Origin of the sequence: Pseudomonas sp. PDM04 (assembly GCF_014851765.1) — a bacterium.
Taxonomy (GTDB): Bacteria; Pseudomonadota; Gammaproteobacteria; order Pseudomonadales; family Pseudomonadaceae; genus Aquipseudomonas.
This window is the reverse complement of the sequence record NZ_JACVAI010000004.1, coordinates 45,405-72,309: the sequence shown is the minus strand read 5'-3', so window position 1 is coordinate 72,309 and position 26,905 is coordinate 45,405. Positions and strand designations below refer to the sequence as shown.

Annotated in this window: 23 protein-coding genes and 1 tRNA gene; 5 read left to right on the top strand and 19 right to left on the bottom strand. The window is 60.5% G+C overall.

From position 1 onward, the window contains the following. Positions 1–58: 58 nt before the first annotated feature. From IB249_RS16405 to IB249_RS16360, 10 genes are all read right to left on the bottom strand, one after another. Positions 59–1,879, bottom strand: coding sequence for a S9 family peptidase (locus tag IB249_RS16405; RefSeq protein ID WP_192306543.1), 1,821 nt, complete (start codon positions 1,877–1,879; stop codon positions 59–61). Continuing rightward, positions 1,845–2,987 (bottom strand): pyrroloquinoline quinone biosynthesis protein PqqE, encoded by a 1,143-nt coding sequence (gene pqqE / locus IB249_RS16400; RefSeq protein WP_192307362.1) that lies wholly within the window; start codon positions 2,985–2,987, stop codon positions 1,845–1,847. The genes IB249_RS16405 and pqqE overlap by 35 nt, the downstream gene beginning before the upstream one ends. A gap of 4 nt (positions 2,988–2,991) precedes the next feature. Next, positions 2,992–3,267, bottom strand: a complete 276-nt coding sequence (pqqD, locus tag IB249_RS16395) for a pyrroloquinoline quinone biosynthesis peptide chaperone PqqD (RefSeq protein ID WP_192306541.1) — start codon at positions 3,265–3,267, stop codon at positions 2,992–2,994. Continuing rightward, complete coding sequence (gene pqqC, locus IB249_RS16390; protein ID WP_192306539.1) at positions 3,264–4,016, bottom strand: pyrroloquinoline-quinone synthase PqqC; 753 nt, start codon at positions 4,014–4,016, stop codon at positions 3,264–3,266. Before pqqC ends, pqqD begins: the two co-directional genes overlap by 4 nt. Before the next feature lie 50 nt (positions 4,017–4,066). Further along, positions 4,067–4,978, bottom strand: a complete 912-nt coding sequence (pqqB, locus tag IB249_RS16385) for a pyrroloquinoline quinone biosynthesis protein PqqB (RefSeq protein WP_192306537.1) — start codon at positions 4,976–4,978, stop codon at positions 4,067–4,069. 87 nt (positions 4,979–5,065) lie between these two features. Then, complete coding sequence (gene pqqA / locus IB249_RS16380) at positions 5,066–5,140, bottom strand: pyrroloquinoline quinone precursor peptide PqqA (RefSeq protein WP_009045898.1); 75 nt, start codon at positions 5,138–5,140, stop codon at positions 5,066–5,068. Positions 5,141–5,293: 153 nt separating this feature from the next. Continuing rightward, positions 5,294–7,720: a pyrroloquinoline quinone biosynthesis protein PqqF gene (gene pqqF / locus IB249_RS16375; RefSeq protein WP_192306535.1), complete on the bottom strand. Its 2,427-nt coding sequence runs from the start codon at positions 7,718–7,720 to the stop codon at positions 5,294–5,296. Positions 7,721–7,758: 38 nt separating this feature from the next. Beyond that, positions 7,759–8,553: a carbon-nitrogen hydrolase family protein gene (locus tag IB249_RS16370; protein WP_192306533.1), complete on the bottom strand. Its 795-nt coding sequence runs from the start codon at positions 8,551–8,553 to the stop codon at positions 7,759–7,761. A gap of 12 nt (positions 8,554–8,565) precedes the next feature. Next, the gene (locus tag IB249_RS16365) at positions 8,566–10,248 is read right to left on the bottom strand and encodes a flavin monoamine oxidase family protein (protein WP_192306531.1); all 1,683 of its coding nucleotides are present in this window, start codon (positions 10,246–10,248) and stop codon (positions 8,566–8,568) included. A gap of 169 nt (positions 10,249–10,417) precedes the next feature. Further along, positions 10,418–10,879: an Lrp/AsnC family transcriptional regulator gene (locus IB249_RS16360; RefSeq protein ID WP_192306529.1), complete on the bottom strand. Its 462-nt coding sequence runs from the start codon at positions 10,877–10,879 to the stop codon at positions 10,418–10,420. Between the two features lie 214 nt (positions 10,880–11,093). On the opposite strand from IB249_RS16360, the gene IB249_RS16355 reads away from it, so the two are divergent. Next, positions 11,094–11,720 carry a peptidase M41 gene (locus tag IB249_RS16355; RefSeq protein WP_192306527.1) on the top strand — a complete coding sequence of 209 codons (627 nt, stop codon included), beginning with the start codon at positions 11,094–11,096 and terminating at the stop codon, positions 11,718–11,720. Positions 11,721–11,758: 38 nt separating this feature from the next. Here IB249_RS16355 and IB249_RS16350 read toward each other — a convergent pair whose 3' ends face one another. Both IB249_RS16350 and IB249_RS16345 read right to left on the bottom strand, forming a co-directional pair. Next, the gene (locus tag IB249_RS16350; RefSeq protein WP_192306525.1) at positions 11,759–12,970 is read right to left on the bottom strand and encodes a glycosyltransferase family 4 protein; all 1,212 of its coding nucleotides are present in this window, start codon (positions 12,968–12,970) and stop codon (positions 11,759–11,761) included. A gap of 342 nt (positions 12,971–13,312) precedes the next feature. After that, entirely contained in the window at positions 13,313–13,588 is a 276-nt protein-coding gene (locus IB249_RS16345; protein WP_318653503.1) for a DUF6124 family protein, read from the bottom strand. 152 nt (positions 13,589–13,740) lie between these two features. Here IB249_RS16345 and IB249_RS16340 point away from each other — a divergent pair, with 152 nt between their 5' ends. Beyond that, complete coding sequence (locus tag IB249_RS16340; protein WP_192306523.1) at positions 13,741–13,959, top strand: hypothetical protein; 219 nt, start codon at positions 13,741–13,743, stop codon at positions 13,957–13,959. Between the two features lie 344 nt (positions 13,960–14,303). Here IB249_RS16340 and IB249_RS16335 read toward each other — a convergent pair. The 5 genes from IB249_RS16335 to rpsU form a co-directional block, all read right to left on the bottom strand. After that, positions 14,304–14,380 (bottom strand) — tRNA-Ile (locus IB249_RS16335). Positions 14,381–14,395: 15 nt separating this feature from the next. Beyond that, positions 14,396–18,142 (bottom strand): EAL domain-containing protein, encoded by a 3,747-nt coding sequence (locus IB249_RS16330; protein ID WP_192306521.1) that lies wholly within the window; start codon positions 18,140–18,142, stop codon positions 14,396–14,398. Positions 18,143–18,265: 123 nt separating this feature from the next. Next, positions 18,266–20,113, bottom strand: a complete 1,848-nt coding sequence (rpoD, locus tag IB249_RS16325; protein WP_192306519.1) for an RNA polymerase sigma factor RpoD — start codon at positions 20,111–20,113, stop codon at positions 18,266–18,268. A gap of 67 nt (positions 20,114–20,180) precedes the next feature. Next, positions 20,181–22,148 (bottom strand): DNA primase, encoded by a 1,968-nt coding sequence (gene dnaG / locus IB249_RS16320; RefSeq protein WP_192306517.1) that lies wholly within the window; start codon positions 22,146–22,148, stop codon positions 20,181–20,183. Between the two features lie 480 nt (positions 22,149–22,628). Next, on the bottom strand, positions 22,629–22,844 hold the full coding sequence (gene rpsU, locus IB249_RS16315; RefSeq protein ID WP_002551877.1) for a 30S ribosomal protein S21: 216 nt from the start codon (positions 22,842–22,844) through the stop codon (positions 22,629–22,631). A 199-nt stretch (positions 22,845–23,043) separates the two neighbouring features. Between rpsU and tsaD the strand changes: the two genes are divergently transcribed. Beyond that, a complete protein-coding gene (tsaD, locus tag IB249_RS16310) occupies positions 23,044–24,069 on the top strand; it encodes a tRNA (adenosine(37)-N6)-threonylcarbamoyltransferase complex transferase subunit TsaD (RefSeq protein ID WP_192306514.1) in 1,026 nt (341 codons plus the stop codon). Between the two features lie 23 nt (positions 24,070–24,092). On the opposite strand, the gene plsY is transcribed toward tsaD, so the two are convergent. Then, the gene (plsY, locus tag IB249_RS16305) at positions 24,093–24,662 is read right to left on the bottom strand and encodes a glycerol-3-phosphate 1-O-acyltransferase PlsY (protein ID WP_109635333.1); all 570 of its coding nucleotides are present in this window, start codon (positions 24,660–24,662) and stop codon (positions 24,093–24,095) included. Positions 24,663–24,736: 74 nt separating this feature from the next. Between plsY and folB the strand changes: the two genes are divergently transcribed. Both folB and folK read left to right on the top strand, forming a co-directional pair. Next, positions 24,737–25,093, top strand: coding sequence for a dihydroneopterin aldolase (folB, locus tag IB249_RS16300; protein WP_192306512.1), 357 nt, complete (start codon positions 24,737–24,739; stop codon positions 25,091–25,093). After that, a complete protein-coding gene (folK, locus tag IB249_RS16295) occupies positions 25,084–25,608 on the top strand; it encodes a 2-amino-4-hydroxy-6-hydroxymethyldihydropteridine diphosphokinase (protein ID WP_192306510.1) in 525 nt (174 codons plus the stop codon). The genes folB and folK overlap by 10 nt, the downstream gene beginning before the upstream one ends. Positions 25,609–25,669: 61 nt before the next feature. On the opposite strand, the gene IB249_RS16290 is transcribed toward folK, so the two are convergent. Beyond that, complete coding sequence (locus IB249_RS16290) at positions 25,670–26,899, bottom strand: multifunctional CCA addition/repair protein (protein WP_192306508.1); 1,230 nt, start codon at positions 26,897–26,899, stop codon at positions 25,670–25,672. Positions 26,900–26,905: the final 6 nt, after the last annotated feature.

The window sequence follows — 26,905 nt, the reverse complement described above, 5'->3', positions numbered from 1 at the left end:
GGTGGGAGCGGGCTTGCTCGCGAATAAGGCGCCGCCACGCCTGCTTGCAACCCGGACTTCAGCCCGCCAACGCCATCACCCGCCGATAAAACATCCATTCCTGTTCCAGTGCATGAGCCTGGTTGCCGGCCTTGCGAAAGCCATGACGTTCGTCCGCATAATAGTGCGCTTCAACCAGAATGCCGTTTTGCTCCAGCGCCTCGACCATGTCGCTTGTCTGCTGCGGCACGACGACTGCGTCGAGTTCCCCCTGAAAGAAGATCACCGGTACGCTGATGTTCCCCGCATGCAGCAGGGGCGTTCGCGCGGCATACCGCTCGGCGTCCTTGTCGGGGTCGCCGATCAACCAGTCCAGATAGTCACCCTCGAACTTGTGGGTCACCCGGCCCAGGGCCACTGGGTCGCTGACACCATAGAGGCTGGCGCCGGCACGAAACACCTTATTGAATGCCAGGGCGCACAACGTGGTGTAGCCACCGGCACTGCCGCCGCGAATGAAGGCCTTGTCGCCATCGATCAGTCCGCGCTCGGCCAAGTGCGTGACCACCGCACAGGCGTCCTCCACATCCACGTCACCCCAACTCAAATGCAACGCCTGGCGATAAGCCCGGCCGTAGCCGCTGCTGCCACGGTAGTTCAGGTCGGCCACGGCGAAGCCGCGTTGCGCCCAGTACTGGATGCGCGGATCAAGCACCGGGTAGCAGGCCGACGTCGGTCCGCCGTGGATGAAGACCACCAGCGGCGGTTTTGCCTCGCCAGACATCGCCGGATAAAAGAACCCGTGAGCCTCGCCCGATCCGCTCGGATAACGCAGGGTCTGCGGGACACTGATCTGGTCGACGGGCAGTGGCGCCACACCCCCGGCCAGGACGTTGGCCTGACCGGTGCGGCGCTCGATGGCGATGACGGCGGAAGGGCTGACGGGAGAGGCGGCGATGCCGTAGATGAAGTGTTCATCGATGGCGAGGTGACGGAAACGACTGTAGTCGCCCGTGAACTCTTCAACGGTGTCACCGCACAGGGCCAGGCGGCCGAACCCCTCTTCGGTCCAAGTGGCCAGGTAGGTGCTTTCTCCGAGCGGCAACCAGGTGCAGCCACCCAATTGCCAGGGCGCCGGCCCATGGTCAGCTGCCACGCCGGGTAACGGGCGCAGACCGTCTGATGACTCCATCCAGGGCTGCCAGTAACCGTCGCGATCCGTCAGACAATACAGTCGACTGCGCTCGTCGAATCGAGGCTGCTGCAACGACTCCTGAAACGCGTCGCCGGCCACGCAACGCGCTTGAGCGAAACCGCCACTCACGCGTTCGGCAACCATCAGGCGCGTGGCGGTCCATGGCTGCTCCGGACGGCTCCATTCGATCCAGGCCAAGCGCTGCGCGTCGGGGCTCAGTGTCGGTGCCGCATAGAAATCCGCACCCTCGGCCAACACGTGACGCGCCCCGTCTGCCAGATCGATGGCCACCAGGCGATGGCGATCACGCTGTTCTTCAACCGCCAGCACCTGGCCGTGGGCAAACTTCAGGTCGCCATACCGGCATTCGCCGGACGTCAGTACCACGGGCGTCTCGCCTTCCAGCGACTGGCGATACAGTTGCTGATCCGCCTCGTTGACGAAGACGATGGCGTCGTCCGTCAGACAGAAGGCTCCACCACCGTATTCGTACACGCGACTGCGCACGCTGAAACCGGCTGGCGTCAGGCAGTGCGCCTGGCCGTCACGCCAATGCCAGATCCGGCACGCAGCGTCCTCGGGGCGGTATTCATTCCAGAACAGGCCATGCCGCCCGACCTGCAGTTCGGCGAAGTCGACACCGGCGGCCACGGCTTTTGCGGCGCTGAGTTCAGCTTTTGGCGATGAGTCGTGAGTTTCGTTCATTGCGAAAGGCCAGTTGTTCGATGGTCTGGGTGGCATGCTCGGCTTCTTCGCGGGCCTGGAGAATCATGCCGTGATGCGGCGACTTGCTGCACACCGGGTCAGCGTTGCTGGCGTCACCGGTGAGCATGAAGGCCTGGCAGCGACAGCCGCCGAAGTCTTTCTCTTTTTCATCGCAGGAGCGGCACGGTTCGGGCATCCAGTCATAACCGCGGAAGCGGTTGAAGCCAAAGGAGTCGTACCAGATGTGTTGCATGCTGTGGTCGCGCACATTGGGAAACTGCACAGGCATCTGTCGGGCTCCGTGGCAGGGCAGGGCGGTGCCGTCCGGTGTCACCGTCAGAAAAATACTGCCCCAGCCATTCATGCAGGCTTTCGGGCGTTCTTCGTAATAATCCGGAGTGACGAATATCAGCTTGCAGGGGTGCCCTTCGGCTTCCAGCCTGGCGCGGTATTCATTGGTGATCCGTTCGGCGCGAACCAGTTGCTCCTTGGTCGGCAACAGACCGACCCGATTGAGCTGCGCCCAACCGTAAAACTGGCAGGTCGCGAGTTCGACGAAGTCGGCCTCAAGTGCGATGCACAACTCGATGATCCGGTCGATCTTGTCGATGTTGTGCCGATGGGTGACAAAATTCAGCACCATCGGGTAGCCGTGGGCTTTTACCGCGCGGGCCATTTCCAGCTTCTGCGCGAACGCTTTTTTCGAGCCGGCCAGCAAGTTGTTCACCTGCTCATCACTGGCCTGGAAACTGATCTGGATATGGTCCAGGCCCGCTTTCTTGAAGTCGCTGATTTTCTGCTCGGTCAGGCCGATTCCGGAGGTGATCAGGTTGGTGTAGAAACCCAGCTGGCGCGCCTCGGCAATCAGCTCGGCGAGGTCCTGGCGCACCAGCGGTTCACCGCCGGAAAACCCCAACTGCGCTGCGCCCATTTCCCGCGCTTCGCGAAACACCTTGATCCACTGCTCGGTGCTCAGTTCCTTGCCCTGCTCGGCGAAATCCAGTGGATTGGAGCAGTAAGGGCATTGCAGCGGGCAGCGATACGTCAGCTCGGCCAGCAGCCACAGTGGCAGGCCGATTTGCGGTTTGGGCGGTAACTTGTCCGACACGGAGTCAGGCAAGTTCGATCCAGTGCTGAGCACGGGCGACCTCCATGAATTGCTCGATGTCCTCACCGAGCTCGGGCACGCCGGGGAACTGCTGGTCCAGTTCGGCAATGATCGCCGCGACATCACGCTGGCCGTCGATCAAGCCGCCGATCAGCGCGGCGCTTTCGTTGAGTTTGATCATGCCTTCGGGATACAGCAGCACATGGCCCTTTTGCGCCGGTTCGTACTGGAAGCGGTAGCCGGGGCGCCAGGCCGGGGTTTTGCTGCGATCGAAACTCATAGGTTGATTCCTTTATGCCAGACCCGCTGCCCGGTCACGCTGTGATACGGCGGGCGGTTCAGTTCGTAGGCCATGCTCATGGCATCGAGCATGCTCCAAAGAATATCCAGTTTGAACTGGAGAATTTCCAGCATGCGCTCCTGGCCCTCGCGTGTCGTGTAGTGCTGCAAGGTGATCGCCAGGCCGTGCTCCACATCGCGGCGCGCCTGGCCCAGGCGAGTGCGGAAATACTCGTAGCCGGCCGGGTCGATCCACGGGTAATGCTGCGGCCAGCTGTCCAGGCGCGATTGGTGGATCTGCGGCGCGAACAGCTCGGTCAGCGAGCTGCTGGCGGCTTCCTGCCAACTGGCGCGACGGGCGAAGTTGACGTAGGCGTCCACGGCAAAACGCACGCCGGGCAGGACCAGTTCCTGGGAGCGCAGTTGATCCGGATCGAGACCGACGGCCTGGCCCAGGCGCAGCCAGGCTTCGATGCCGCCGTCTTCGCCGGGAGCACCGTCATGGTCGAGCAGGCGCTGGATCCACTCGCGACGAATCTCGCGATCCGGGCAGTTGGCCAGGATCGCGGCGTCCTTCAGGGGAATGTTCACCTGATAGTAGAAGCGGTTGGCAACCCAGCCCTGGATCTGTTCGCGGGTGGCGCGGCCTTCATACATCGCCACGTGGTAGGGGTGATGGATGTGATAGTAAGCGCCCTTGGCGCGCAGGGCGGCCTCGAATTCGGCGGGGGTCAATGGGGTGTCGGTCATCTTGGTGCTCCGTTGCAAATCCTTGGATTCGCGGTGTCTGGTCTGGCGTCTTACAGAACAATACTCATCCCGTCATACGCCACTTCAACGCCTCGCCGAACCAGTTCCGCCCGCTCCGGCGAGTCTTCATCGAGTATCGGGTTGGTGTTGTTGATGTGGATAAGCACCTTGCGCTGTCCGGGCAATTGTTCAAGCACCTCCAGCATGCCGCCGGGGCCGTTCTGCGCCAGGTGGCCCATTTCACGGCCGGTGCGGGTGCCGACGCCGCGGCGCTGCATTTCGTCATCGTCCCACAGCGTTCCGTCCACCAGCAGGCAATCGCTGCCTGCCATGATTTCCAGCAGCGGCGCGTCGACCTTGCCCAGGCCCGGGGCGTAGAACAGTTTGCCGCCAGTGTTCAGGTCTTCGACGATCAGGCCGATGTTGTCGCCCGGGTGCGGATCGAAGCGGTGCGGCGAGTAGGGTGGCGCCGCACTGCGCAGCGGCAGCGGAGTGAACCGCAGACTGGGGCAGGCCGGGATGGTGAAGCTGCGGTCGAGTTCGATGCGGTTCCAGCTCAGCCCGCCGTTCCAGTGGGTCAGCATGGTGAACAGCGGAAAACCGGTGCTCAGGTCCTCGTGGACCATGTCGGTGCACCAGACGTTGTGCGGGCAACCCTCGCGCAGGCTGAGCAGGCCGGTGGTGTGGTCGATCTGGCTGTCCATCAGCACGATCGCGCTGATTCCGGTGTCGCGCAGGGCCCGGCCCGGTTGCATCGGGGTAAAGCTCTGGAGCTGGGCGCGGATGTCCGGCGAGGCGTTGCACAGGACCCAGTTGATGCCGTCATCGGAAATCGCGATGGACGACTGGGTGCGTGCCCTGGCATTCAGGCTGCCGTCGCGAAAGCCCGCGCAGTTCACGCAGTTGCAGTTCCACTGGGGAAAACCGCCGCCGGCAGCGGAACCTAGGATCTGGACAAACATGGACGCTCCATCATTTCAACGCTGAAAATAAAAACGCCCCGGTAAACCGAGGCGTTGCACATCGCTTTCTATCTACAACGTCAGGCCTTAGCGGCTGGCGAAGTACATGGTGACTTCAAAGCCGATACGCAGGTCGGTGTATGCAGGTTTGGACCAGGACATGGGAGCGCTCCTTGGGTGATGGGACGGTTGAGATCTATACATATAGTCCACCTCCGACCGGAGATGTTCAGATAGTTAGGTGGCTATGTTACTCAAATTTACAAATGAGTGGCCTGCATTCTCGGAAAAAGCTCATTGCACCAGGGGTAACGATCATTTTGTCGCTTGCCATGACGCTGGCGGCTGCGAGCAGCTGGCCAGGCAGCGCCAGCCGCCCTCGGCGTTGCCCAGCCGATGGGCGGCGGCGATCAGGTGTGGGCGCTCGATGGCCTGAATCGCCAAAGTCAGCTGCGTCAGATAATCCGACGAGCGGCCAGCCATCTTGCCCTGCCACAGCAGTTCGGCGGCCTGGTCCAGGGGCAGGACGGTCAGATCGAATTGGTTGGCCAGCGCCTGGCGCTGGTTCTCGAATAGGGCTTCGTCCATCGCCTCGATCCGGTCGGGCAGTTCGCCGAGCAGGCGTTCGATGTGTTCCAGCAACTGCAATGGCGCGGTGTCTGGAGATTGCACGCCGATCAGGAGGGCGGTCTGCCCCTGGACCTGGCGCAGGGTGCTGAACACCGCGTAACCCAATTGCAGTTCCACACGCAGACGCTGATAGAGGGGCGTCTGCAAGACCAGCGCCAACAGGCGCCACGCGGCTTCGTCGCAGAGGTCCCCCGTCGCCGTCGGGCAGAACAGCAACAGCGCGTGTTCACTCGTGCCGGTGTCGACGGTTGTCCACAGCCGTTGCCGGTTGATCGAGGCGGGCCAGGACGGTTGATGGTCGGCAACACCGGGCACGCGGCTCAAGGCCCGCCCCAATGCCGCCTGTGTCTGCGCTGACAAGCCGATGGCCAGACCTTCCCAGCGTGCGCTCGACCACAGGTGCTGCGCATCATCAGAAGACCCCGTGTGTTCAAGGCACTGATCGGGCATTGCCTTGAGCAGTTGCCTGATGGGCATCAGCGCAGGGCTGTTCGGTTCTTGCTCTGGCAAGTTATCGAGAGGTGTCGTCAGGTCTTTCAGCACCTGCTCCAGCACGCTCGGCATCGGTTCCTGCAACCCGATCATTTTCAGCAGCCATTCATGACCGGATGCACTGAAAGACACTTCAACGCCGGCCTGGCGTGCCTCTTCGCACAGCGGTTGCAGAAGGTTTTCCAAGTGCCGTTGCAGGCGCGGCAGAGGGCGGGCCTCAAGTCGCCAGCGCAGGTAAATTGCACCTTGCGCCGTGTGGTCCGGCAAGGCCTGGCTGAATTGCATCGGCGAATTTTCCCGACGGCTGCGCGAGCGGTCCTGGGCAAAGGTTCGCAGGCCGCGGTGTTTGCTGGTTTGTCCGCGAATCAGCCCGGCATTGGGTGCAGGTGCTTCGACACACAAGAACGGATTGGGCGCTGGCAGTTGCCATTCGTTGCTGAAGTTATCCACAGCGCCGATGGCTTTCAGGACGTGTTTGAGCGCGGCAACGCCTTGCCCGGACAGACCCGGTTCAAGTGGCTCACTGTCGAGCCGAGCCAGTTGCAACGCACCGCTGACCTGTTGCTGACGCTGCAGCAGGATGGCGTATTCCTCGCGCAGCCGTTCCCAGTCCTGCTGGGCGGCAAAGAAGCCCAGCCAGTCCAACAGCTTCTGGCGAATCACACTCGCTGCTGCCGTCGTGGTGACTTCGATGTGCAGCACCGCCTGGTCGGCAAACCGATACAGCACCTGCGCTTTCAAATGTCCGGCCAGATCATGGGCCCGCCATTGAGCCAACAGCCCACCGGGTTTTGCGACATTCAGCCACTGGCACAGAAATGCCAATGCTTCGCCCGACGACGCTGGCAGCCCTTCAAGGGCAAACAGCAGGTCGAGCCGGTGCTCGCTGACTTTCTGGTAATAGCCCTCAGCAGATTCCATCAGCGGCATCGGTTGGGTTTGCGGGATGTTTTTCCCCTCGCTCATCACCGCGCCGAACCCCAGTGCCAGTTGCCTCAGTTCTTCGATGCTCTGCGGGCCGACCAGGCTCAATGTCATCTGCCCGGTCTGATAAAACCGCCGGTGGAAATACTTCAGCGCTTGCTGGAAGTCCGCGTGCGCCACCGGCAGGCTGTCACGGTTGCCCGCGTGAAAGCCACGCAACGGATGGCTGGGCGACAACCCGTCGAACAGTGCCTGCTGCTGTTGCGCCCGCTCATCCTGCGACCAGGCGACAAATTCCGCGTGCAACACTTCCCGTTCCCGCTGCTGGTCCTCCGGATTCATTCGCGGGTGAGCGAGCATGTCCGACAGGCGTTCGAGCCCGGCGTTGAATGCCTGGGGAGGCAACTCGAAAAAGAAGTCGGTCGTGCGTTCGCTGGTCCGCGCATTCACCTGGCCGCCATGACCCTGGACATAGGCCATCAACCCCTGGTGCGCAGGAAAACGCTCGGTGCCGAGAAACAGCAGGTGCTCAAGGAAATGCGCCAGGCCTGGCCACGCCAGCGGTACGTCGTGGCTGCCTGCAGCCACCCGCAACGCCGCCGCGCAACGTTTCAAGTCCGGGACATGACGCAAGGTCACCCGCAAGCCGTTGGCCAGGGTTTCGGTGTGGGGGCGGAGGGGATTCAACGCGGCCATGAGCACTTCCAGGACAGAGAAGCGCCCATGCTAGCGGATCAGCGCTTGTTCAGCTCGCCGTAAAGCTCCGGACGGCGATCGAGCAGGTAGCGATTGGCCGCGCGGGAATCACTCATCGACTGGCGATCCAGCTCACCGACAATCAACGCTTCGTCCAGGCCGGCCTGGGCAATGCGGCTGCCATCGGGGGCGGCGATGCTGCTCTGGCCGCAATACTGGATATCGCCTTCGCTGCCGCAGTAATTGGTATAGGCGACATAGCACTGGTTTTCGAAGGCCCGGGCGCGCACGGTGACGTCGGCGACGAAGTCGTAGGGCACCATGTTGGCCGTTGGCACCAGGATCAGCTCGGCACCGGCCAGGGCCAGGCGCCGGGCGTTCTCCGGGAACTCCAGGTCGTAACAGATCAGGAAGCCGAGTTTCCAGCCGTTGAGCTCCACCAGCGGAAAATCATCCCGCCCGGCACTGAACATCGAGCGGTCGAGGTCGCCGTACAGGTGAGTCTTGCGGTAGTTGCACAAGCGTTCGCCGTTTGCGTCGATCAACTGCACGGCGTTGTAGATCTGCCCGTCCTCGGTGCGCTCGGGATACCCGTACAAAATGGCTAAGCCGGCCGATTTGGCGATGCGGGCGATCTGTTGGGCCGATTCACCGTTGTACACCTCTGCCAGCACGCTGACGGCGTCGACGCCGATGTTGTAGCCGGTCAGGAACATCTCCGGCAGCACCAGCAAGTCGGCACCCTTGGCCTCCTGTGCCAGTTGATGCAGGCGTTGCAGATTGCCGGCGACGTCCAGGGGCAGCGGTGGACATTGGTAAAGGGCTACGCGCATTTGGGGTTCCTCCTACTCGGGCAGGGCGATCGGACCGATCTCGTTGAATACATCTCCTGGACCCGGGTTCTCGGCGTGAGTTTCACCGCCGAAGTGTTTCATGATGCCCCAGACTGCATTGAGCGAGGTCTGCACCGCCCCTTCGACCCACGCCGGCGTCCACGAAACATCGTCGCCGGCAATGAAAATCCCGCGCTGCTCGGCCGGCATCCCATCCTGCATGAAGTGCGCATACATGCGCTGGTTGTAGCGATAGTGCCCCGGCAGTGCACCTTTGAAGGCACCGAGGAAATGCGGGTCGGCTTCCCAGGACACGGTGATCGGGTCACCGATGATCCGCGCGGCAATGTCGACCTTCGGATAGATTTTCTTCAGGGCGTCCAGTGCCAGCTTCACGCGCTTTTCCACTGGATGAGGGAGCATTTTCAGCGCATCGCTCATCCACGAGTACGACAGGCAGATCACCCCCGGCTTGTCATCACCGTTGTCGAACAGATAGGTGCCACGGGTCAGGCGATCGGTGAGGGTCATGCTCATCAGGTCGCGACCGGTTTGCGGGTCCTTGTCTTTCCAGAACGGGCGGTCGACCATCACGAAGGTCTTCGACGATTGCATGTAGCGGGTACGGTCCAGCGCCATCCACATCTTTTGTGAGAACAGGGTTTCGTCGCATTCGATCTGGGTGGTCAGCAGCCAGCTCTGGCAGGTGGTCAGCACCGCCGCGTATTCGCGGCTGTCGCCGTAGGTATCGGTCACGGTGAAGCGGCCGTTCGGCGCGTGGGCGATCTTCTTCACCCCGGAACGCGGCGCACCCCGGTGCAACGAACTGAGGCTGGTGCCCTCGGGCCAGTGCACGCAACGTTCCGGCACATGGCGCCAGATGCCCAGCGGCACTTGTTCGACGCCGCCGACGACCAAGTGCTGGTGGTCATCGCAGTTGGTCATGACCACGCGGAAGATTTCCAGCATCGAGTTCGGGAAGTCCGAGTCCCAGCCGCCGGTGCCGAAGCCAACCTGGCCGAACACTTCGCGGTGGTGGAACGAGAGCTTGGCAAATGCCTTGGAGGTGGCCACGAAATCGTAGAAGGTGCGGTCGTCCCACAGCGGCACCAGGGTGTTCCAGAGTTCCTTGAGGCGCGGTACGTCACGGTCGCGAATCGCTTGCTGGATGTCGGAGAACTGCGAGCCGGCTTCCAGTGCATCCGCCCAGGCGTCAGCCACTTCCTGGAACAGGGCCGGAAGGTCCGCCAGCTTCTGGGCGTAATGGGTCTTGCCTTCGAGGTCGATCACGGTGCTGCCCGAGGCGGGCGTCAGCGGGTTCGGGAACGGCTTGGTCTCCAGGCCCAGCTTGTCGACGTAGTGATAGAACGCAGTGGAGGACACCGGGAAACGCATGCCGCCGAGCTCGGCAATGATGCCTTCGGCGCCATTGAACGCTTGGGAACGCAGGCGCCCGCCCATTCTCGAGGCTTCGTAGACGACGGGCTTGAGCCCCAGTTTCATCAACTCGTAAGCCGCCACCAGGCCAGCGATGCCCGCGCCGACGATCGCCACTTCAGCGCCATGATGATGGGCAGGAATGCTGCCGAGGCCTGCGGGGTGTTCGATCCAGTCGTCGAAGGCAAAAGGGAAGTCCGGACCGAAAATGGTGACAGGCTTCTTGCCGTCTGCAGGGTGGCGATTGTTCTTGTTCATGGCTGGCCTTTGGCGTCCGGACGCGGGGTGCGCGTCTGAGTATAGGAAAAGATGGCAGCCATTCTAGAGAGCGTACAACACGTTAATAAGACGCAAATTGTCGTCGTTTTGCTGGTGAGTTGATCAAAAAGACGATCATCGGCGACATTCTGTTGCGTACAGGGCGTTTCTAAACAGGCTGCCCTCGATCGATCTTGCTGCTCAGGATGATCGAGGTGGTGGTCTTCTCCACGCCGTCGACACTGCCGATCTGGTCCAGCAATTGATCCAGCTGCTCGGGCGAGTCGGTGCGCAGCCAGGCCACGTAGTCAAATTCGCCACTGACGGCGCACAGTTGCTGCACTTGGGCCATGGCACTGAGGCGACGCAGCACCTCCTTGCCGGAACGGGGTTGCACCGTGATGCCGACATAGGCCTGCAAACCGCCGTCCACCACCCGCTGGCCCAGGCGGACGCCGTACCCGGTAATCACTTTGGCCTTTTCCAGCCGCGCCAGGCGCGACGTCACGGTCGTGCGCGCGATGCCCAATTGCCGGGCAAGCATCGCCACGCTTTCGCGGGCATTGATCTGCAGGGCCGCAATCAGTTGGCGGTCGATTTCGTCAAGAACGGGCGGGCGGACGTCGGGCAAGGGTGGGCTCCAGCGGTACAGATCCAGGAGACGACATGTTACAGGCACAGGCCCGATCCGGGATAAGGACCGTTCATGCCATTTCTGCCTGCCGCAGCGAGGCAGTCCTTGCCTGTCGGGGACGATGACCTGCGTTTTTTTGCCTGCGCGAATGGGGATGGACAGTCACCGTCGGGCGTAGTCGAATGCGAAATCGAGGAGGCGAGGCGACGAAATGACGAGGAACATGCCCAATGCCGTGCGGGCGCATGCGTTGCAGATTGCCCGGCACGAAATGGGCCATTACGTCATGGCTCGCGCCCTGGGGTTTGCAACCGGTGGCGTGACCCTGAGCGTGACCCTGGACTTGCGGCATCGCGGGGGTGCCGCCATTACCCTGGCCCAGCCCATCGCGTCGATGGCGGTCATGCAGGCGTACCTGGAAGCGCGGATGATGGTGCTCTTCGCGGGCGTCATGGCGCAGACCCTCTCGTCGGCACGCGTCGACAAATCGAAAGCGGTCGCCATCCTCAAGGGGGCGTTGGGCGCGGAACACGATTACGCGAAAATAAAGGAGCTGCAGCACCTGCTGCGCAATATCACCTTTCCCGAGACCGATCCCGGCTCATCCGGGCGAATTGCGGCTGAACTCAAATCGATAACCGATCGGGTCTGGGAGCGGGCTCAAACCGTCGTCGAACATCTGTCAGGCACGATCATCGAACTGGGAGGCCTGCTGGTCGACGGTATGGCCATCGTCGAGCAGTGGGGGCGGGCTGCTGATACGTACGAGGTGGTTTTCACCCGTGAGATGCTTGAAGCGCTCCCGTGTGTGCACACCATTCCCGTGCTGAAAACCTGATCCTCGGCCTGGCGCTCGAGGGTCGTTAAAGGCGCAGCTCAGGTTTGGGGGCTGGCATGGAGCTTCAGGCTGTTCTTCAGGAACGCTTCGCGGTCCTGATGCATCTGCAAATGCGTCTTCCCCATCGCGTACGCCAAACCGGCGAGGCCCATTTTCAACCCCAGTTCGGGATGTCGGGCGGCGTGGCGAATAACCTCTGCCAGGCTGGCAGGGTTACCGGTTTCGAACGTGAGCGCATTGTCCTTGTTCGTGATGTCCAGGATCCCGGAGGTGTCCGAACCGATGACCGGGACGCCCTGGCTGAACGCGTCGAAAATGATCCTGGGCTGCTCCTGCTTGAGTGTCGGGACCAGTAGCCAGTCATGCTGGGCAATAGCGTTGAAGAAGTCTTCGCCGTAATTGACCGTGTTCTGGAAGTTGACCCTGATACCGCCGTGGTCTTGGGCTGCAAAGCGCTGGCAATGCTCTTTCAGGTCCCCAGAGCCCATGATGGTGATATTGACGTTCAAGTTGTCGTGTTTGAGTTGCTCTATGGCGTCCAGCACAACCAGGACACCTTTATCCATGACCAGACGTGAGGGGTAGAAAATATTGAGTGCGCCGTCGCGCCGCTCTACGAACTTTCTGTTGACCGCGTCCGGGGTCGTGATGTGCTTTTTATCGACCCAGGTGGCATGGTTGATCAACGCTCGGCTGTCATCGTCGCCCAAGAAATATTCCCTGTAGAAAGACTGGGTGAATATCCGTGCGTTTGCCAACTTCAGGCAGCGTTTCAACAGAATTTTGTGCGCGTAGTGCTCAACCGTTTTCCGCAAGGTCCTGGCTTCGCCCTGACCCAGCATCCAGAATGAAGACTCGATGACGATAATCCATTGAAAACGGAAAATCGGCTTGAGCGGCAACAGATAAAAGGAGAGTGGGAATGCCCAGCCGGCGCCGTCGGAGTGAACGATCCTGGCTTTTTTGCAGGCCTTGATGACGGTGATGAAGTTCGGGATCAGGTTCTTCAGAACTGAAGTTAATCCGTAGTCGTTCTTCAGTGCAAAAAGCCACTTTATATTCAGGCTGGTTATGTTTTGCAGTCCCTCGACATCGTTGGTTTTTTCAACGGGGCAGCAAATTCCGAAGTTTTGTATATAGTCCAGATGAAGTTCTATGTCCTTGGCCCACAAGGCATCTGTAAATAGATTGCCTTGTTCGTCCTTTATAATCGGGATTCTTGTGAAAAGGATGTATGGCTCTTTAATCATATTCCCCTCACAGGAACCCTTGACCGCTATGTTGAGATGTCCTGCCGGGCGCCCGTCAGACCCTGAAAATTACTGACGCCATTTTTCTGCTGTCCGTTGAAGTTAACACAACGCGATTCGAAGGAATTGTAGCAGTCGGAAACATTTTTTTACGTCCGTAGCTTCATATTTTTAGAGGCCCGCCGGGCCGCTCGTTCCGGACGTAACATTGAACGAAATCCGTGGTTTTCCGAGTGACAGCAACCGAAGAACCACGGAGCGCGAGCTCTTTTTTTTGCGGTCACTGAGGTGCATGAGGGTCGAGTTGATCCAGCGCCCGGCTTACCGAAATCTCCGCCAACATCACCAGTGAGCAATGCCCAACAGCGAGTTGCGACTGGTGCCGGTTTCGCGGTCGGCAACATCCAGGGTGATCACGCTGGCCGAAGCCAGCGACTCGCTCACGCTGCCCAGTAGGTCGATGACATGAACGTCCGGATTGACGATGAACATCGTGGGAGGCGTGCGCGGGGTGGCGCGGATGTCGGCGTTGGAGAGGAGATCTTCACGCGGGCAGTTGATCTGTGGATAAAAGTGGCACGGACAGTGGCGAGTTTTGTGCGCAAAGGTCGCGATCAACTACTGAGTTCAGTAGCCAGAAATTGAGATAGAAGTTATTACATTCTGTTCTTATCAACTGTTGTTTTTCACAGGTTTCGCGAAAGTCTCTTTGTGTAAGGATGAAATATGGCATGAAACGCCATCATCACAACCGAGCAGGAGGAGTGGACATGGCTAACCAAGACACGGTCATCTTTGGCGTACCCACTGCGGCGACTGACCTATCCGTCATGATTGCCTTTGGCAACAAATTCGGCATTCCTCTGGAGAGCATCACTGCGAGCAGGAGTAGAGGGAATCTCGGGTTGCACATTACGGAGGGGCAGGTAAACCAGCAAAAACCTTTTCCACCAGAAATATCCTACTTCGACATTATCAGGGGGGTGTAAATCGCAGTGATCTGCTCGACCAATCATTGAGCTCAGTGATTTGGCCTTATTGTCAATCAATAGCCAAACTCGGTGAGTCATCTGCATTGTAAGGCGGCGTTTGTGATCGACAATCGCGAAGCTCAGCTGTTCCACGAGCATATGATCACGTGCTGGCCATCTCGACCCGACAACAAGCGAGCCAAGGCGTCTGCGTGGATCGTCACTAGACGTTGAAATGGTTAGGCATGAGAACATCCAACGTGGACGATTTGTGGACACTTTTGGCGTTTTTGCAGTTTGAGTGGCGGGAAATGAGTGCCACCCAGAAACACAAAAGCCGCGCAATGCGCGGCTTTCGAATTTGGTGGGCCCACACGGACTTGAACCGTGGACCAAAGGATTATGAGTCCTCTGCTCTAACCAACTGAGCTATAGGCCCTCAGTAGGTCGCGGATTATAGCGACGGTTTCTCGGCTGTGCTATCCGAAAAATCCGATATGGCCATGCGAAGAAACGTGGCGGCGAATTCGTCTGCGGGCATGGGCGGGCTGACGATGTAGCCCTGGATCTGTTCGCAGCTTTCCTGGGCGAGGAATTGCTGTTGGGCCAGTGTCTCGACGCCTTCGGCGATCACGGTGAATTGCATGCTGCGCCCCAGCGCGATGATCGCGCGGACAATGGCCACGTCATGGGGATCATCCGGCAGGCCCCGGACGAAGGACTGGTCGATCTTGAGGATATCCAGCGGCAGCCGCTTGAGGTAGCTCAGGGACGAGTAGCCCGTGCCGAAATCGTCGATGGCCAGTTGCACGCCCAGGTGCTTGAGTTGATGCAGCACCGCCAGCGCTTCCTCGGCCTGGCTCATGATGAAGTTTTCGGTGATTTCCAGTTGCAGCAGTTCGGGCTTGAGGCGGTTGTCCTTCAGCAGTTGTTCGATCCGGCCGAGCAGGTTGGGCTGGCGCAGTTGGGCGCCGGCGAGGTTGACCGACAAGGGGCCGAGGCATTCATACGTCAGGCCCCACTCGTACATCTGCCGGCACGCGGTTTCGAGCACCCAGTCGCCGATTTGCAGGATCATGCCGTTTTCTTCGGCCAGCGAAATGAAGTGTTCCGGCGGTACGTCGCCGAAGGTCGGGTGACGCCAGCGGAGGAGGGCTTCGGCGCCCACCAGGCGATTGTCTTCGAGGCTGATTTTCGGCTGATAGTGCAGCAGCAGTTCATTGCGTTCGATGGCGCGGCGCAGTTCGTATTCCAGAGCAACCCGTTCGCTGGCCTGGGCGGTCAGGTCGCGGGTGTAGCTCTCGATCCTGTTGCGACCCTTGGCCTTGGACCGGTACATCGCCGCGTCGGCGTTCTTGACCAGGGTGGCGACGTCACAGCCATCTTTGGGGTACAGGCTGGTGCCGATGCTGGCGCTGATGAAAAACTCATGTTCGCCGGCCTGAAACGGCGCAGAGAAGCAATTGAGCAGTTTCATGGCGATGTTGTCAGCGTCACTGGGCTGCTGCAGGCCGGGCAGCAGGATGATGAATTCGTCGCCGCCCAGGCGCGCCACGGTGTCGATGTCGCGCAATTGCTCCTTGAGGCGCACGGCGATGCCTTTGAGCAGCAGGTCGCCCACCGGGTGGCCAAGGCTGTCGTTGATGTGCTTGAAACGGTCCAGATCGAGGAACAGCACTGCGCCCTGGCCGCCATTCTCCCGCTGGCAGTTGAGGGCGGCCAGCAGGCGACTTTCGAACAGGGTGCGGTTGGGCAGGCCGGTCAAGGGGTCGTGGTGGGCCTGGTAATCGAGCTTGGCCTGCGCGTGCTTCAGGCTGGAGATGTCCGCAAACACCGCGACGAAGTGGGTGATGAACTTGTCGCGATTACGCACGGCGCTGATGGTCAGCCAGCTCGGGTACAACTCGCCATTCTTGCGGCGGTTGGAGATTTCCCCCTGCCAATGCCCTTCGGCGGTCAGTTGATGCCACATGGCGGCATAGAACGCGCTGTCGTGCAGGCCGGAGGCGAGCAGGCGCGGGGTGTGGCCCAGGGCTTCACTTTCGCTGTAGCCGGTAATTTCGGTAAAGGCCCGATTGACGGCGCTGATGTGCTGCTGGGTGTCGGTGATCAGCACACCTTCAGCCGTGCTTTCGAAAACGGTGGCCGCCTGTTGCAGTTTTTCCTGCATGAGGTGGCGCTCGGTGATATCCCGGGCGATGGTCAGCATGCAGTCTTCGTCGCCGATCGGCAGTGGGCGGCTTGAGACCTCGCAAAGGCGGATCTGCCCGTCGCTGCGGCGTATATGGCAACTGAAGTCGCGAACGAAGCCGTCGCGATGCAGCAGGTCGAGCATCTGCTTGCGTTCGTTGAGGTTGACCCAGATGCCCAGTTCCAGGGAGGAGCGGTCTACGGACATCGCGCTGTTGAAGCCGGTGATGCGGCTGAAGCCTTCGTTGACCTCCAGCAGCAGCCCGTCGCTCTGGCGCGACAACAGCAGGCCGTCAGGCGAGGCATGGAAAGCCTTGGCGAACTTTTCTTCGGATGTTTGCAGTTGTTGCTGAGTTTCCTTGAGCTGGCTGATGTCGCGCACCACGACCACCAGCGCCGGCGTGGTGTCGAGGTCGAACGGTTCGGCGGAGATCAGGCCGGTGAACACCTGGCCGTTGTTGCGCCGGAACAGCATCTCCAGGTTGCGGATGCTGCCGGCCTGCAAACGCTGCAGCAACCCCGGGCCAACCCCTGGAATCCCCCAGATATTGAGGTCGGTGGCGGTCTGGCCAATGACTTCTTCAGCCTTGAGGCCGATCTGTTCCTCGAAGGCTTCGTTGACTTCCAGCAGGCAGCCGTCGGAAAGACGTGCGATCACCAGGATGTCGGGGCACTGCTGGAACACCGAGGCAAATTTCTGCTCCGACAGGCGCAAGGCTTCCTCGGTGCGTTTGGCCTCGCTGATGTCGATCATCAGGCCGCGCATCACCGGTTCATGGCCGTGCACGATCAGGCTGACAATGTCGCGCACCCAAATGCAGCGGCCGTCGGCGGTGATGACCCGGTAATCGAGGCTGTGGTCGCGTCCTGCGAGCACTTCGTGATCGCAGAAGGTCTGGGCGCGGGTCAGGTCGGCCGGATGAATGATGTTGCGCCAGAAGCCCGGAATCAGCCAGTGGGACAGGGGGTATCCGAGCAGCTCTTCGGCGTGGGGCGACACGTAGCTGTAGGTGAAGTCGGTGATTCGTGCTTCCCAGGCAATGGCTGAAAGACTCTCGACCAGCCCGCGGTAATGGTATTCGCTGCTGCGCAGTTCCTGTTCCAGGTCGACCCGGCGGGCGATTTCCGAGCTCAGGCGGCGGTTGATCCGGATCACCACCGCCAGCACGGTGATCAGGAGCAGCAGTCCTGGCAGACCGTAGACCAACAGATCGGACCAGAATGTCCGGTGGTCGAGGACGTTACCGATCCAGTGTTCCTGGATCGCGCTGATTTCTTCCGGCGCCATGTCGGCCAGGACCTTGTCCAGGATGCCGACCAGTATCTTGTTTTCCCGGGGAACACCCATGGCCAACTGATAGCGATAGGGGGTTTCGCCGCTGACATACAGCCCGTCGAGCTTGAGCTGACGCAGGCTCCAGACGCTGGAGGCAAGATCGCCGACCACGGCGTCCACTTCATCGGTCGCCAGCGCCTGCAAGGCTGAGGCGACATTGGGCATGCCCACCAGGTTCAGATCGGGATGATGAGTGCGCAGCAGTTCATGGGGCGCGTAATTTTCCACCACGGCGATTTTCAGGCCGTATAAGTCCTGCAGTTTGCGCGGTTGTGCGCCGCCCACGTGGGCGAGAATGACAATCGGAAAGTCGAGGTAGGGGCGCGTGAACGACAGGTAGGCCTGGCGCTCCGGTGTCGACATGATGCCCGGCAGCAGGTCGAGTTTGGCCTGTTTGGCCTGCTCCAGTACCACGGTCCAGCTCACGGGCTCGATCGGGGTGAGCTGGATGGCCAGTCGCTGGCGAATCAGGTCGATGTAGTCCGCTGCAAGTCCCTGGTAACGGCCCTGTTCGTCGCGAAACTCAAAAGGCGGCCAAGACGCATCGACACCCAGGCGCAAGTCCGGATGGGCGGTCAGCCAGCTACGTTCTTCGTCGGTCAGAGTCAGCGCGCCAGCCGTTGCAGTCCAGTTCATCAGCGACAGCAAAAAAAGCACGGTCGGCAGTCTGGTCATAACGGTCTCGTTATGGCTCGGGGAATGTTTCGAGTGTAGACGGGCTATTCGGCGGAAGGAGGGATGCGGGGGAGTTTTATCTGCAGAAAGCAAAACCCCCGGCCTGGGCCGGGGGTTCTGTGATTACTCGTCGAGGAAGGAGCGCAGGTGCTCGCTTCTCGTCGGGTGGCGCAGCTTGCGCAACGCCTTGGCTTCGATCTGACGAATCCGCTCACGGGTCACGTCGAACTGCTTACCGACCTCCTCGAGGGTGTGGTCGGTATTCATGTCGATGCCGAAGCGCATGCGCAGTACCTTGGCTTCACGGGCAGTGAGGCCGGACAGCACTTCGCGCGTCGCTTCCTTGAGGCTCTCAACGGTGGCGACATCGATTGGCGACTGCATGGTCGAGTCTTCGATGAAGTCACCCAGATGGGAGTCTTCGTCATCACCGATCGGGGTTTCCATGGAGATCGGCTCTTTGGCGATCTTCAATACCTTGCGGATCTTGTCCTCAGGCATTTCCATGCGTTCGCCCAGCTCTTCCGGAGTCGGTTCGCGACCCATTTCCTGCAGCATCTGGCGGGAAATACGGTTGAGCTTGTTGATCGTCTCGATCATGTGCACCGGAATACGGATGGTGCGGGCCTGGTCGGCGATCGAGCGAGTGATCGCCTGACGGATCCACCAGGTGGCGTATGTCGAGAATTTGTAGCCGCGACGGTATTCGAACTTGTCCACCGCTTTCATCAGGCCGATGTTGCCTTCCTGGATCAGGTCGAGGAATTGCAGGCCACGGTTGGTGTACTTCTTGGCGATGGAGATCACCAGACGCAAGTTCGCTTCGACCATCTCTTTCTTCGCGCGGCGGGCCTTGGCCTCACCGATCGACATGCGACGGTTGATGTCCTTGATCTCGGCGATCGACAAGCCGGTTTCGGCTTCCAGTGCAGTCAGCTTCTGCTGGCAACGAATGATGTCCGGCTGCAGGCGAGCAATGGCTTCGGCGTATTTGCTCTTGCCTTTGGCGAGTGCATCGGTCCAGCTTTCGTCGATTTCATTGCCCGGGAACTGGCGCAGGAAGTCGGCACGCGGCATGCGAGCATCACGTACGCACAATTGCATGATTGCGCGTTCTTGCTGACGCAGGCGATCCAGGGCGCTGCGAACACGCTCGACCAGGCCTTCGAACTGCTTCGGTACCAGCTTGATCGGCATGAACAGCTCGGCCAGGGCCAACAGCTCGGCGATTGCCAGCTTGTTGTCGCGGCCATGCTTTTTCAGCGCCTTGCGGGTGATTTCCATCTGATCGGCGACAGCGCCAAAACGCTGTGCAGCAACGACCGGATCCGGACCGCTTTCGGCTTCTTCGTCGTCATCCGAGCCTTCGGATTCCTCGTCGTCGGAGTCGTCGTCGGCTTTCTCGGCTTTCGAGTCGACCGGCGGTGGGACTTCCGCAGGCGGTGGGGCAATGCCGTCGTCCGGGTCGATATAACCGCTCAGAACGTCGGACAGGCGGCCACCTTCGGTGGTGACGCGAGTGTACTCGGAGAGAATATGGTCAACCGTGCCAGGGAAGTGCGCGATTGCGCCCATCACTTCACGGATGCCTTCTTCAATACGCTTGGCGATTTCGATTTCGCCTTCACGTGTGAGGAGCTCTACCGTACCCATTTCACGCATGTACATGCGCACGGGGTCGGTGGTGCGACCAATGTCGGTTTCCACCGCTGCCAACGCTGCTGCTGCCTCTTCGGCTGCGGCTTCGTCGGTATCGGCGTCGGCCAGCATAAGGGCGTCCGCATCCGGAGCACTCTCGTGTACGGGGATCCCCATGTCGTTGATCATGCGGATGATGTCTTCCACCTGCTCTGGATCTGAAATATCCTCGGGCAGGTGGTCGTTGACCTCGGCGTAAGTCAGATACTTCTGCTCACGACCCAGTTTGATCAACTCAATAATACGAGACTGCTGTTGCGCTTTTCCGGACATAACACCCTATCCACTGAAGGTCTTGGCGGGCAAAAAACAAGCCGAGGATTATACCTGAGCTGTGACCTCACGCGCCAGTTGAGGTCGGGTTTGATGCGGAAACATTCTGTTTTAAGAGGTCGCGCATCTGTTTTGCGATCTGGATTTGCTCTTCAGCCGATAATCCCGGCTGCCTTGCTTTCTTGATCAGTTCGTCGAGGGTCTGCGTATGTTGACCCGCAGATAACCTAGTAATGGTGTCTAAAAACTGCTGTTCAAGGTTGTCGCCGTCAATCAGCCACTCCTTTTCTGCCAGTGCCCTCAACAAGCGCCCCTGCTCCGTGCCGTGCCAGCGCGCCATCAACTGAATAGAGTTTAGCTGAGGATTTTTCTGCACCGCTTCGATCAGGGCGATCAGTACCTGGGCGTAAACATTGCTTTCGTTGGCAAAATGATCGGCACTCTCGACCTTTCCGGCCAGTTGCGGGTGGTGGATGAGCGTACGCAAGGCAATCAGCGTCGGCGCTTCCACCGCCACGGGCGTGCGCGGAGCATACTCTTCACGGTCACCCCGCTTGCCGTTTTTGCTCCAGGGTTTCTTGTCCCATTTCTTGCCACCGGCCCCGGGTTTCTTCGGCGTCCATTCCTGCTGTGGCGCGAACGCTTCCTGGGGTTGGTGGAAATCGGCGTAATCGGGCATGGCGTCATAGTCCATGCCGGGGTCGTAGGCTGGCGGAGCCTCCTGCGGTGCGCTGTGTACCAGCTGGCTCACCGCTTCGCCGCTCAAACCGGTGATTTCCAGCAGGCGCTGACGCATCAGGGTGCGCAGGTTGGCGCCTGGGACCTTGTCGATCAATGGCGCTGCGAGGGTGGCCATGTGGGCCTTGCCTTCGAGCGAGCGCGGATCGGCCTCTTCGGTCAGTTGCTGGAAGAAATAGTCGGCCAGCGGCTGTGCATGCTGGTTGATTCGAGCGCGGAAAGCGTCGGTGCCCTCCGAACGAATCAGAGTGTCCGGGTCTTCGCCTTCGGGCAGGAACAGGAAGCGTGCGCGGCGACCGTCCTGCAGGCTCGACAGCGTCGCTTCCAGGGCTCGCCACGCGGCGTTGCGGCCCGCCTGGTCGCCGTCAAAGCAGAACAGCACGTTGGGCACGACGCGGAACAGTCGTTTCAAATGCTCTTCGCTGGTGGCGGTGCCCAGGGTGGCAACGGCATTGCGCAGGCCTTGCTGGGCGAGGGCGATCACGTCCATGTAACCTTCGACGACGATGATTTCGTCGAGATTGCGATTGTTCTTGCGCGCTTCGTAAAGGCCGTAGAGCTCCTGGCCCTTATGGAAGACCGGGGTTTCCGGCGAGTTCAGGTACTTGGGTTTGTCATCGCCCAGTACCCGGCCGCCGAACGCGATGATGCGCCCACGGCTGTCGCGGATCGGAAACATCACGCGATCGCGGAAGCGGTCATAGCGTTTGCCGGTTTCGGCGTTTTCGATCAGCAGGCCGGCATCGATCATGGCTTTCTGTTGCAGGGTATCGCTGCTCAAGTGCTTGAACAGGTTGTCCCAGCCGGGTGGGGCGAAGCCAAGGCCGAAGTCCCGGGCGATTTCGCCCGTCAGCCCGCGGCCCTTCAGGTAATCCACGGCGGCTTTGCGCGCTGGATGGCTTTTCAGTGCCTGGCGGTAGAAGTCGGCGGCGGCCGTGAGCAGCGGGTACAGCGGTGAATCGGTCGGCTGCCGAGGTTTGCGCGACCTTGCGCTTTCTTCCCGGGGGATTTCCATGCCCGCCGCTTTGGCCAGTTCTTCGACGGCCTGGGGGAAGTCCAGGTTGTCGTGGTCCATGATGAAGCCGAGGGCATTGCCGCCGGCGCCGCAGCCGAAGCAGTAGTAGAACTGTTTGTCGGGGCTGACGCTGAAGGACGGGGTTTTTTCTTTGTGAAACGGACAGCAGGCCGTGTGGTTCTTGCCGGCTTTTTTCAATTGCAGGCGCGAGCTGACCACATCGACGATGTCGGTGCGGTTCAGAAGGTCGTCAATGAAGCTCTGGGGGATCAGCCCGGCCATGGCGTTCTCGTCGTCTGCGCTGAAAGGAATCCCTGGCGATGGGCGGCCGGACGCGGGTCGTTGTTTGAAGCGCGCAAAATGTGCGGCTCGACCAGTGTCGTCTGCGTAATCGCTGTCGGGAAGTGTATCTGCCGAAAATCCACTGACGTTAATTCCAATCAGTATTCGACTATTTGAAAGTGTTTCGCTGAATCCGGCGACGACCCGTCATGGGTCTCGGATAGCTCATCATGCGGCACGCAAGAGGCGCCTTGGGCTGATCGTCGTGAGAGGAATCAGTGGGTGTGCTCGTCAGTAGCCTTGAAAGGCTCGTCAGAAATGACGTGCACCGCTGGCAAAAAGCCAGGTCTGACGCAGTGAAGCAGGTTTGTCTCGGTCGCGTGTGCGGCTTTGACGGTGAAGCATCAAGCGTTGTCCGCAAATGCCATTAGCCCGGCTGTAGGCCGGGCTTGGCAGAAGCTTGCGACGGTCGTCTGTGTATTAGTACAGACGAACGGCGCGGCGCTGTTCGCGCTGAACTTTCTTGGCGTGACGCTTGACAGCAGCTGCTGCCTTGCGCTTACGCTCAGAAGTTGGCTTCTCGTAAAATTCGCGGCTACGAACTTCAGCCAGTACACCGGCTTTTTCGCAGGAGCGCTTGAAACGACGCAGAGCTACGTCGAAGGGTTCGTTCTCTTTTACTTTGACGGCTGGCATCCAGAGCTACCTTCATTCATTACCGGGGTCAACATCCTCGCGGCAAAAGAGCACTTGAAGACGTCGGTTTTTAAGGGTTGCGGATGTTAACCCCTCATCGCTCGGAATGCAAAGCCTCTGATCGAAAACCGCTGGTCGGGGCCTCACGCGGCGACTATTATGCGCGCCTTCGAATTCAGCCTAAACAAGGCGCAAACCCATGCTAGTACTGGGATTAGAAACCTCCTGCGACGAAACCGGCGTCGCTTTGTACGACAGTGAGCGCGGCCTGCTGGCCGACGCGCTGTTCAGTCAGATCGACCTGCACCGCGCCTATGGTGGCGTCGTGCCTGAGCTGGCCTCGCGTGATCACGTCAAGCGCATGCTGCCGTTGATTCGCCAGGTGTTGGCCGAGGCCGGCTGCGCGCCGACGGAGATCGACGCGATCGCCTACACCGCAGGCCCGGGGTTGGTGGGCGCGCTGCTGGTGGGTGCTTCCTGTGCGCAGGCCCTGGCTTTCGCCTGGGGTATTCCGGCGCTGGGCGTGCATCACATGGAAGGGCACTTGCTGGCGCCGATGCTGGAGTCGAAACCGCCAGAATTTCCGTTCGTCGCTTTGTTGGTCTCGGGCGGGCATACGCAACTGGTGCAGGTCGACGGGATCGGCCAGTACACGCTCATGGGCGAGAGTCTCGATGATGCAGCCGGTGAGGCATTCGACAAAACCGCGAAGATGATGGGCCTGAATTATCCCGGCGGTCCGGAAATCGCACGCCTGGCTGCGCAGGGTGTTGCAGGGCGTTTCACTTTCCCGCGTCCGATGTGCGACCGCCCAGGCTTGGCCTTCAGCTTCAGCGGCCTGAAAACCTTTGCCTTGAACACCTGGCAGCAAAGCGTCGGTGCCGGAGACGACAGCGAGCAAGTCCGTTGCGACATCGCGCTGGCGTTCCAGGAGGCCGTGGTGGAGACTTTGACCATCAAGTGCAAGCGTGCCCTGAAGCAGGCGGGTATGAAACGCCTGGTGATTGCCGGCGGCGTCAGCGCCAACAAGGCATTGCGGGCATCGTTGGAGAAAATGCTCGGCGATATGAAGGGCGATGTGTTCTACGCCCGTCCGGAATTCTGTACCGATAATGGCGCGATGATCGCGTTTGCCGGCTGCCAGCGTTTGCAGGCCGGCCAGCACGAAAGCCTGGCGATCAGCGTGCAGGCACGTTGGCCGATGGAGCAATTGTCGGGGCTATGATGAGCGGTGCTCACGTCCGGCCGCTAAAAATGCCGTTCGCGCCCGGCAAACAGGTCGCGTAGATTGCCGCGATGACGCCAGACGATCAGCCCGGTGAGCGCGCTCATGGGCAGCAGGGCCGCCGGTTCTTGCCAGGCCAGCAGTGGCAGGGTCAGCGGCGTGGCGATCAGGGCGGCGAGCGAGCTGGTGCGGGTCAGGTAAAACGTCAGCAGCCAGGCACACACCGCCAGGAGCGCCGCGGGCGGATAAAGGCCCAGCAACATGCCGGCAGCGGTGGCGACACCCTTGCCGCCGCGAAAGCGAAAGTACAGAGGAAACAGGTGGCCGATGACGGCGCAGACGCCGATCCAGGCCTGTTCTTGCAGCGAAAGGCCGGCAAACCCTGCGATCAGTACAGGCAGCAGGCCTTTGCAGAGGTCGCCGATCAGGGTCAGGATGGCGAGTTTCTTGCCGGCCAGGCGCAACATGTTGGTCGCGCCGGCATTGCCTGAGCCACTCATTCGCGGGTCGGGGTTTCCGGTCAGGCGGCTGAGCAAAATGGCGAAGGACAGCGAGCCGAGCAGGTAGGCGAGAGTCGCCAGTAACCAAAACATGCTAACTATTCCGGGCGGGGACGCCCTGATTCTAACGGCGCATTGCGCCCTTGTCGTGCAGCGGAGAAGAGTGCTTGGACAGAGTGTTTATCGAGGGCCTGGAAGTTGACACCGTGATCGGTGCCTACGACTGGGAGCGAGGGATCCGACAGTGCCTGCGTCTCGATCTGAGCTTCGCCTGGGATAATCGCCCGGCCGCTGCCGGTGATGACCTGAGCCTGGCGCTCGATTACGCCAGTGTTTCCGCGCGGATTCAGGCGTTCGCCGAGCAAGCGCAGTTCCAACTGGTCGAGACCTTTGCCGAGCGCCTGGTGGCGGTGTTGATGAGTGAGTTCAACATTTCCTGGATGCGCCTCAAACTGACCAAGCCTGGTGCCGTTCCGGCGGCTACCGGTGGCGTGGGCGTGGAGATCGAGCGCGGATGCCGCTGACTCAGGTATACCTTGGCCTCGGTAGCAATATCGAGCGCGAGACCCATTTGCGGGCAGGCCTGGAAGCCCTGGCGGGCTTTCTGGTGGATATGCACTGCTCGGCGGTCTTCGAAAGTCAGCCGGTGGGCATCAAGAGCGGCCCGTTTTTCAACTTTGTGGTGTCGGCTTACACCGATCTGCCACTGATGGAACTCGACCGCCGGCTCAAGTTCATCGAAGCGGACAACGGCCGCTATGCGCCGGACCGCAAGGGCTTGCCACTGGACATCGATGTGCTGCTGTTTGGCGATCGGGTGGGTAACTTCGATGGCTTGATTCTGCCGCGTGCAGAAATTCTGAAAAATGCCTTCGTTTTGTGGCCACTGTCACTGATTGCGCCGGATCGGGTGCATCCCGGTGTAGGCAAAAGCTTTGCTGCGCTGTGGGATGAAGCGCAGATTGATCAGGTGTTGGCCCCCGTGGCGTTTGAGTGGCGTGGGCAACCGCTGACGCCGTCTAGTCTGTTGCAAGGCTGATATTGCTATCGCGAGCAGGCTCGCTCCCGCTGGGGGTGAAGCAAAGCTGCCCGCGAAGCTTTCAGGAAGACGCCGCCTCTTTGTAGGCTTTCAGTGCCTTGAGCCGTTCGCGCTTGATCGCGTCTCCCAGCTCTGGTCCCTTGAATCCCTTTTCCAGCAACGGTTGAACCGCAACGCTCCGAGCGGCATCAGCTGCCCCACGCAGGTAGTCTGCCTGTGGGTAAGTGCGCTGCTCCAGACCTTTGCGGCCCCGCGCATCCATTTCGCACGCGGCAATAAACTCCTCGAATCGCTGCGGTCGCCGGTAGACATCGAAACTCTGCAGCAACTCCAGCAGCGTCGATGGCTTCAGTTCCAGCGCTCGGTGGCCATGGGTGTGGTACTGCCCCACCAACAAGGCCAGTTCCTGGCAATCCTTCGGTGCCTTGAAGCGCTCGTTGACAGCCTTGATCAGCTTCAGGCCCTTGTGTTCGTGAGCAATGTGCCGAGGCCACTGGTCTTCAGGCGTCAACCCCTTGCCCAGGTCATGCAGCAGGCAGGCCCAGCGTACGGTCAGGGGTTGCTGATGGCGTGCGGCTTGTTCGAGCACGCTCAAGGTGTGCACGCCGGTGTCGATTTCCGGGTGATGGGCCTCCGGCTGGGGAACGCCGAACAGCGCGTCGACTTCCGGCATCAGCACTTTCAAGGCGTGGCAATCGCGCAGCACCTGAATGAACACCTGAGGCTGGTCTTCCATCAGTGCCCGGGATATTTCCTTCCAGCTGCGTTCTGCGGTCAGTGCCTGCAGTTCCCCGGATTCGCTCAGCTGATGCATCAGTTCCAGGGTTTCGGCGGCAACGGTGAATCCCAGCTCGGCATACCGCGCCGCAAAGCGGGCAACACGCAGCACTCGGAGAGGATCTTCGGCGAACGCGGGGGAAACGTGACGTAAGACTCGGGCTTTCAGGTCGCGTTGGCCGTGGTAAGGATCGGTCAGGTTGTGCTGATCATCTTCGGCCATGGCGTTGATGGTCAGATCCCGGCGAATCAGATCTTCTTCAAGGGTGACCTCGGGGCTGGCGTGAAAGGTGAAGCCGCCATAGCCACGCCCGCTCTTGCGCTCGGTTCGGGCGAGGGCATATTCCTCACCGCTTTTGGGGTGAAGGAACACAGGGAAATCCGCTCCTACCGGGCGAAAACCCTTGGCGAGCATTTCTTCAGTGGTGGCACCGACCACAACCCAATCGATGTCGGTGACGGGCTTGCCCAGCAGGCGATCACGAACGGCCCCACCGACTTTATAGATCTGCATAAAAAA

What these genes read in the sequence shown, in the direction of transcription:
- pqqC (WP_192306539.1), bottom strand. Translation starts at nt 4,016, where the DNA reads ATGACCGACACCCCATTGACCCCCGCCGAATTCGAGGCCGCCCTGCGC.
- rpoD (WP_192306519.1), bottom strand. Translation starts at nt 20,113, where the DNA reads ATGTCCGGAAAAGCGCAACAGCAGTCTCGTATTATTGAGTTGATCAAA.
- pqqD (WP_192306541.1), bottom strand. Translation starts at nt 3,267, where the DNA reads ATGAGTTTCGATCGCAGCAAAACCCCGGCCTGGCGCCCCGGCTACCGC.
- folK (WP_192306510.1), top strand. Translation starts at nt 25,084, where the DNA reads ATGCCGCTGACTCAGGTATACCTTGGCCTCGGTAGCAATATCGAGCGC.
- IB249_RS16290 (WP_192306508.1), bottom strand. Translation starts at nt 26,899, where the DNA reads ATGCAGATCTATAAAGTCGGTGGGGCCGTTCGTGATCGCCTGCTGGGC.
- IB249_RS16350 (WP_192306525.1), bottom strand. Translation starts at nt 12,970, where the DNA reads ATGATTAAAGAGCCATACATCCTTTTCACAAGAATCCCGATTATAAAG.
- IB249_RS16365 (WP_192306531.1), bottom strand. Translation starts at nt 10,248, where the DNA reads ATGAACAAGAACAATCGCCACCCTGCAGACGGCAAGAAGCCTGTCACC.
- plsY (WP_109635333.1), bottom strand. Translation starts at nt 24,662, where the DNA reads ATGTTTTGGTTACTGGCGACTCTCGCCTACCTGCTCGGCTCGCTGTCC.
- tsaD (WP_192306514.1), top strand. Translation starts at nt 23,044, where the DNA reads ATGCTAGTACTGGGATTAGAAACCTCCTGCGACGAAACCGGCGTCGCT.
- IB249_RS16340 (WP_192306523.1), top strand. Translation starts at nt 13,741, where the DNA reads ATGGCTAACCAAGACACGGTCATCTTTGGCGTACCCACTGCGGCGACT.
- dnaG (WP_192306517.1), bottom strand. Translation starts at nt 22,148, where the DNA reads ATGGCCGGGCTGATCCCCCAGAGCTTCATTGACGACCTTCTGAACCGC.
- rpsU (WP_002551877.1), bottom strand. Translation starts at nt 22,844, where the DNA reads ATGCCAGCCGTCAAAGTAAAAGAGAACGAACCCTTCGACGTAGCTCTG.
- IB249_RS16330 (WP_192306521.1), bottom strand. Translation starts at nt 18,142, where the DNA reads ATGACCAGACTGCCGACCGTGCTTTTTTTGCTGTCGCTGATGAACTGG.
- pqqF (WP_192306535.1), bottom strand. Translation starts at nt 7,720, where the DNA reads ATGGCCGCGTTGAATCCCCTCCGCCCCCACACCGAAACCCTGGCCAAC.
- pqqB (WP_192306537.1), bottom strand. Translation starts at nt 4,978, where the DNA reads ATGTTTGTCCAGATCCTAGGTTCCGCTGCCGGCGGCGGTTTTCCCCAG.
- IB249_RS16355 (WP_192306527.1), top strand. Translation starts at nt 11,094, where the DNA reads ATGACGAGGAACATGCCCAATGCCGTGCGGGCGCATGCGTTGCAGATT.
- IB249_RS16405 (WP_192306543.1), bottom strand. Translation starts at nt 1,879, where the DNA reads ATGAACGAAACTCACGACTCATCGCCAAAAGCTGAACTCAGCGCCGCA.
- IB249_RS16370 (WP_192306533.1), bottom strand. Translation starts at nt 8,553, where the DNA reads ATGCGCGTAGCCCTTTACCAATGTCCACCGCTGCCCCTGGACGTCGCC.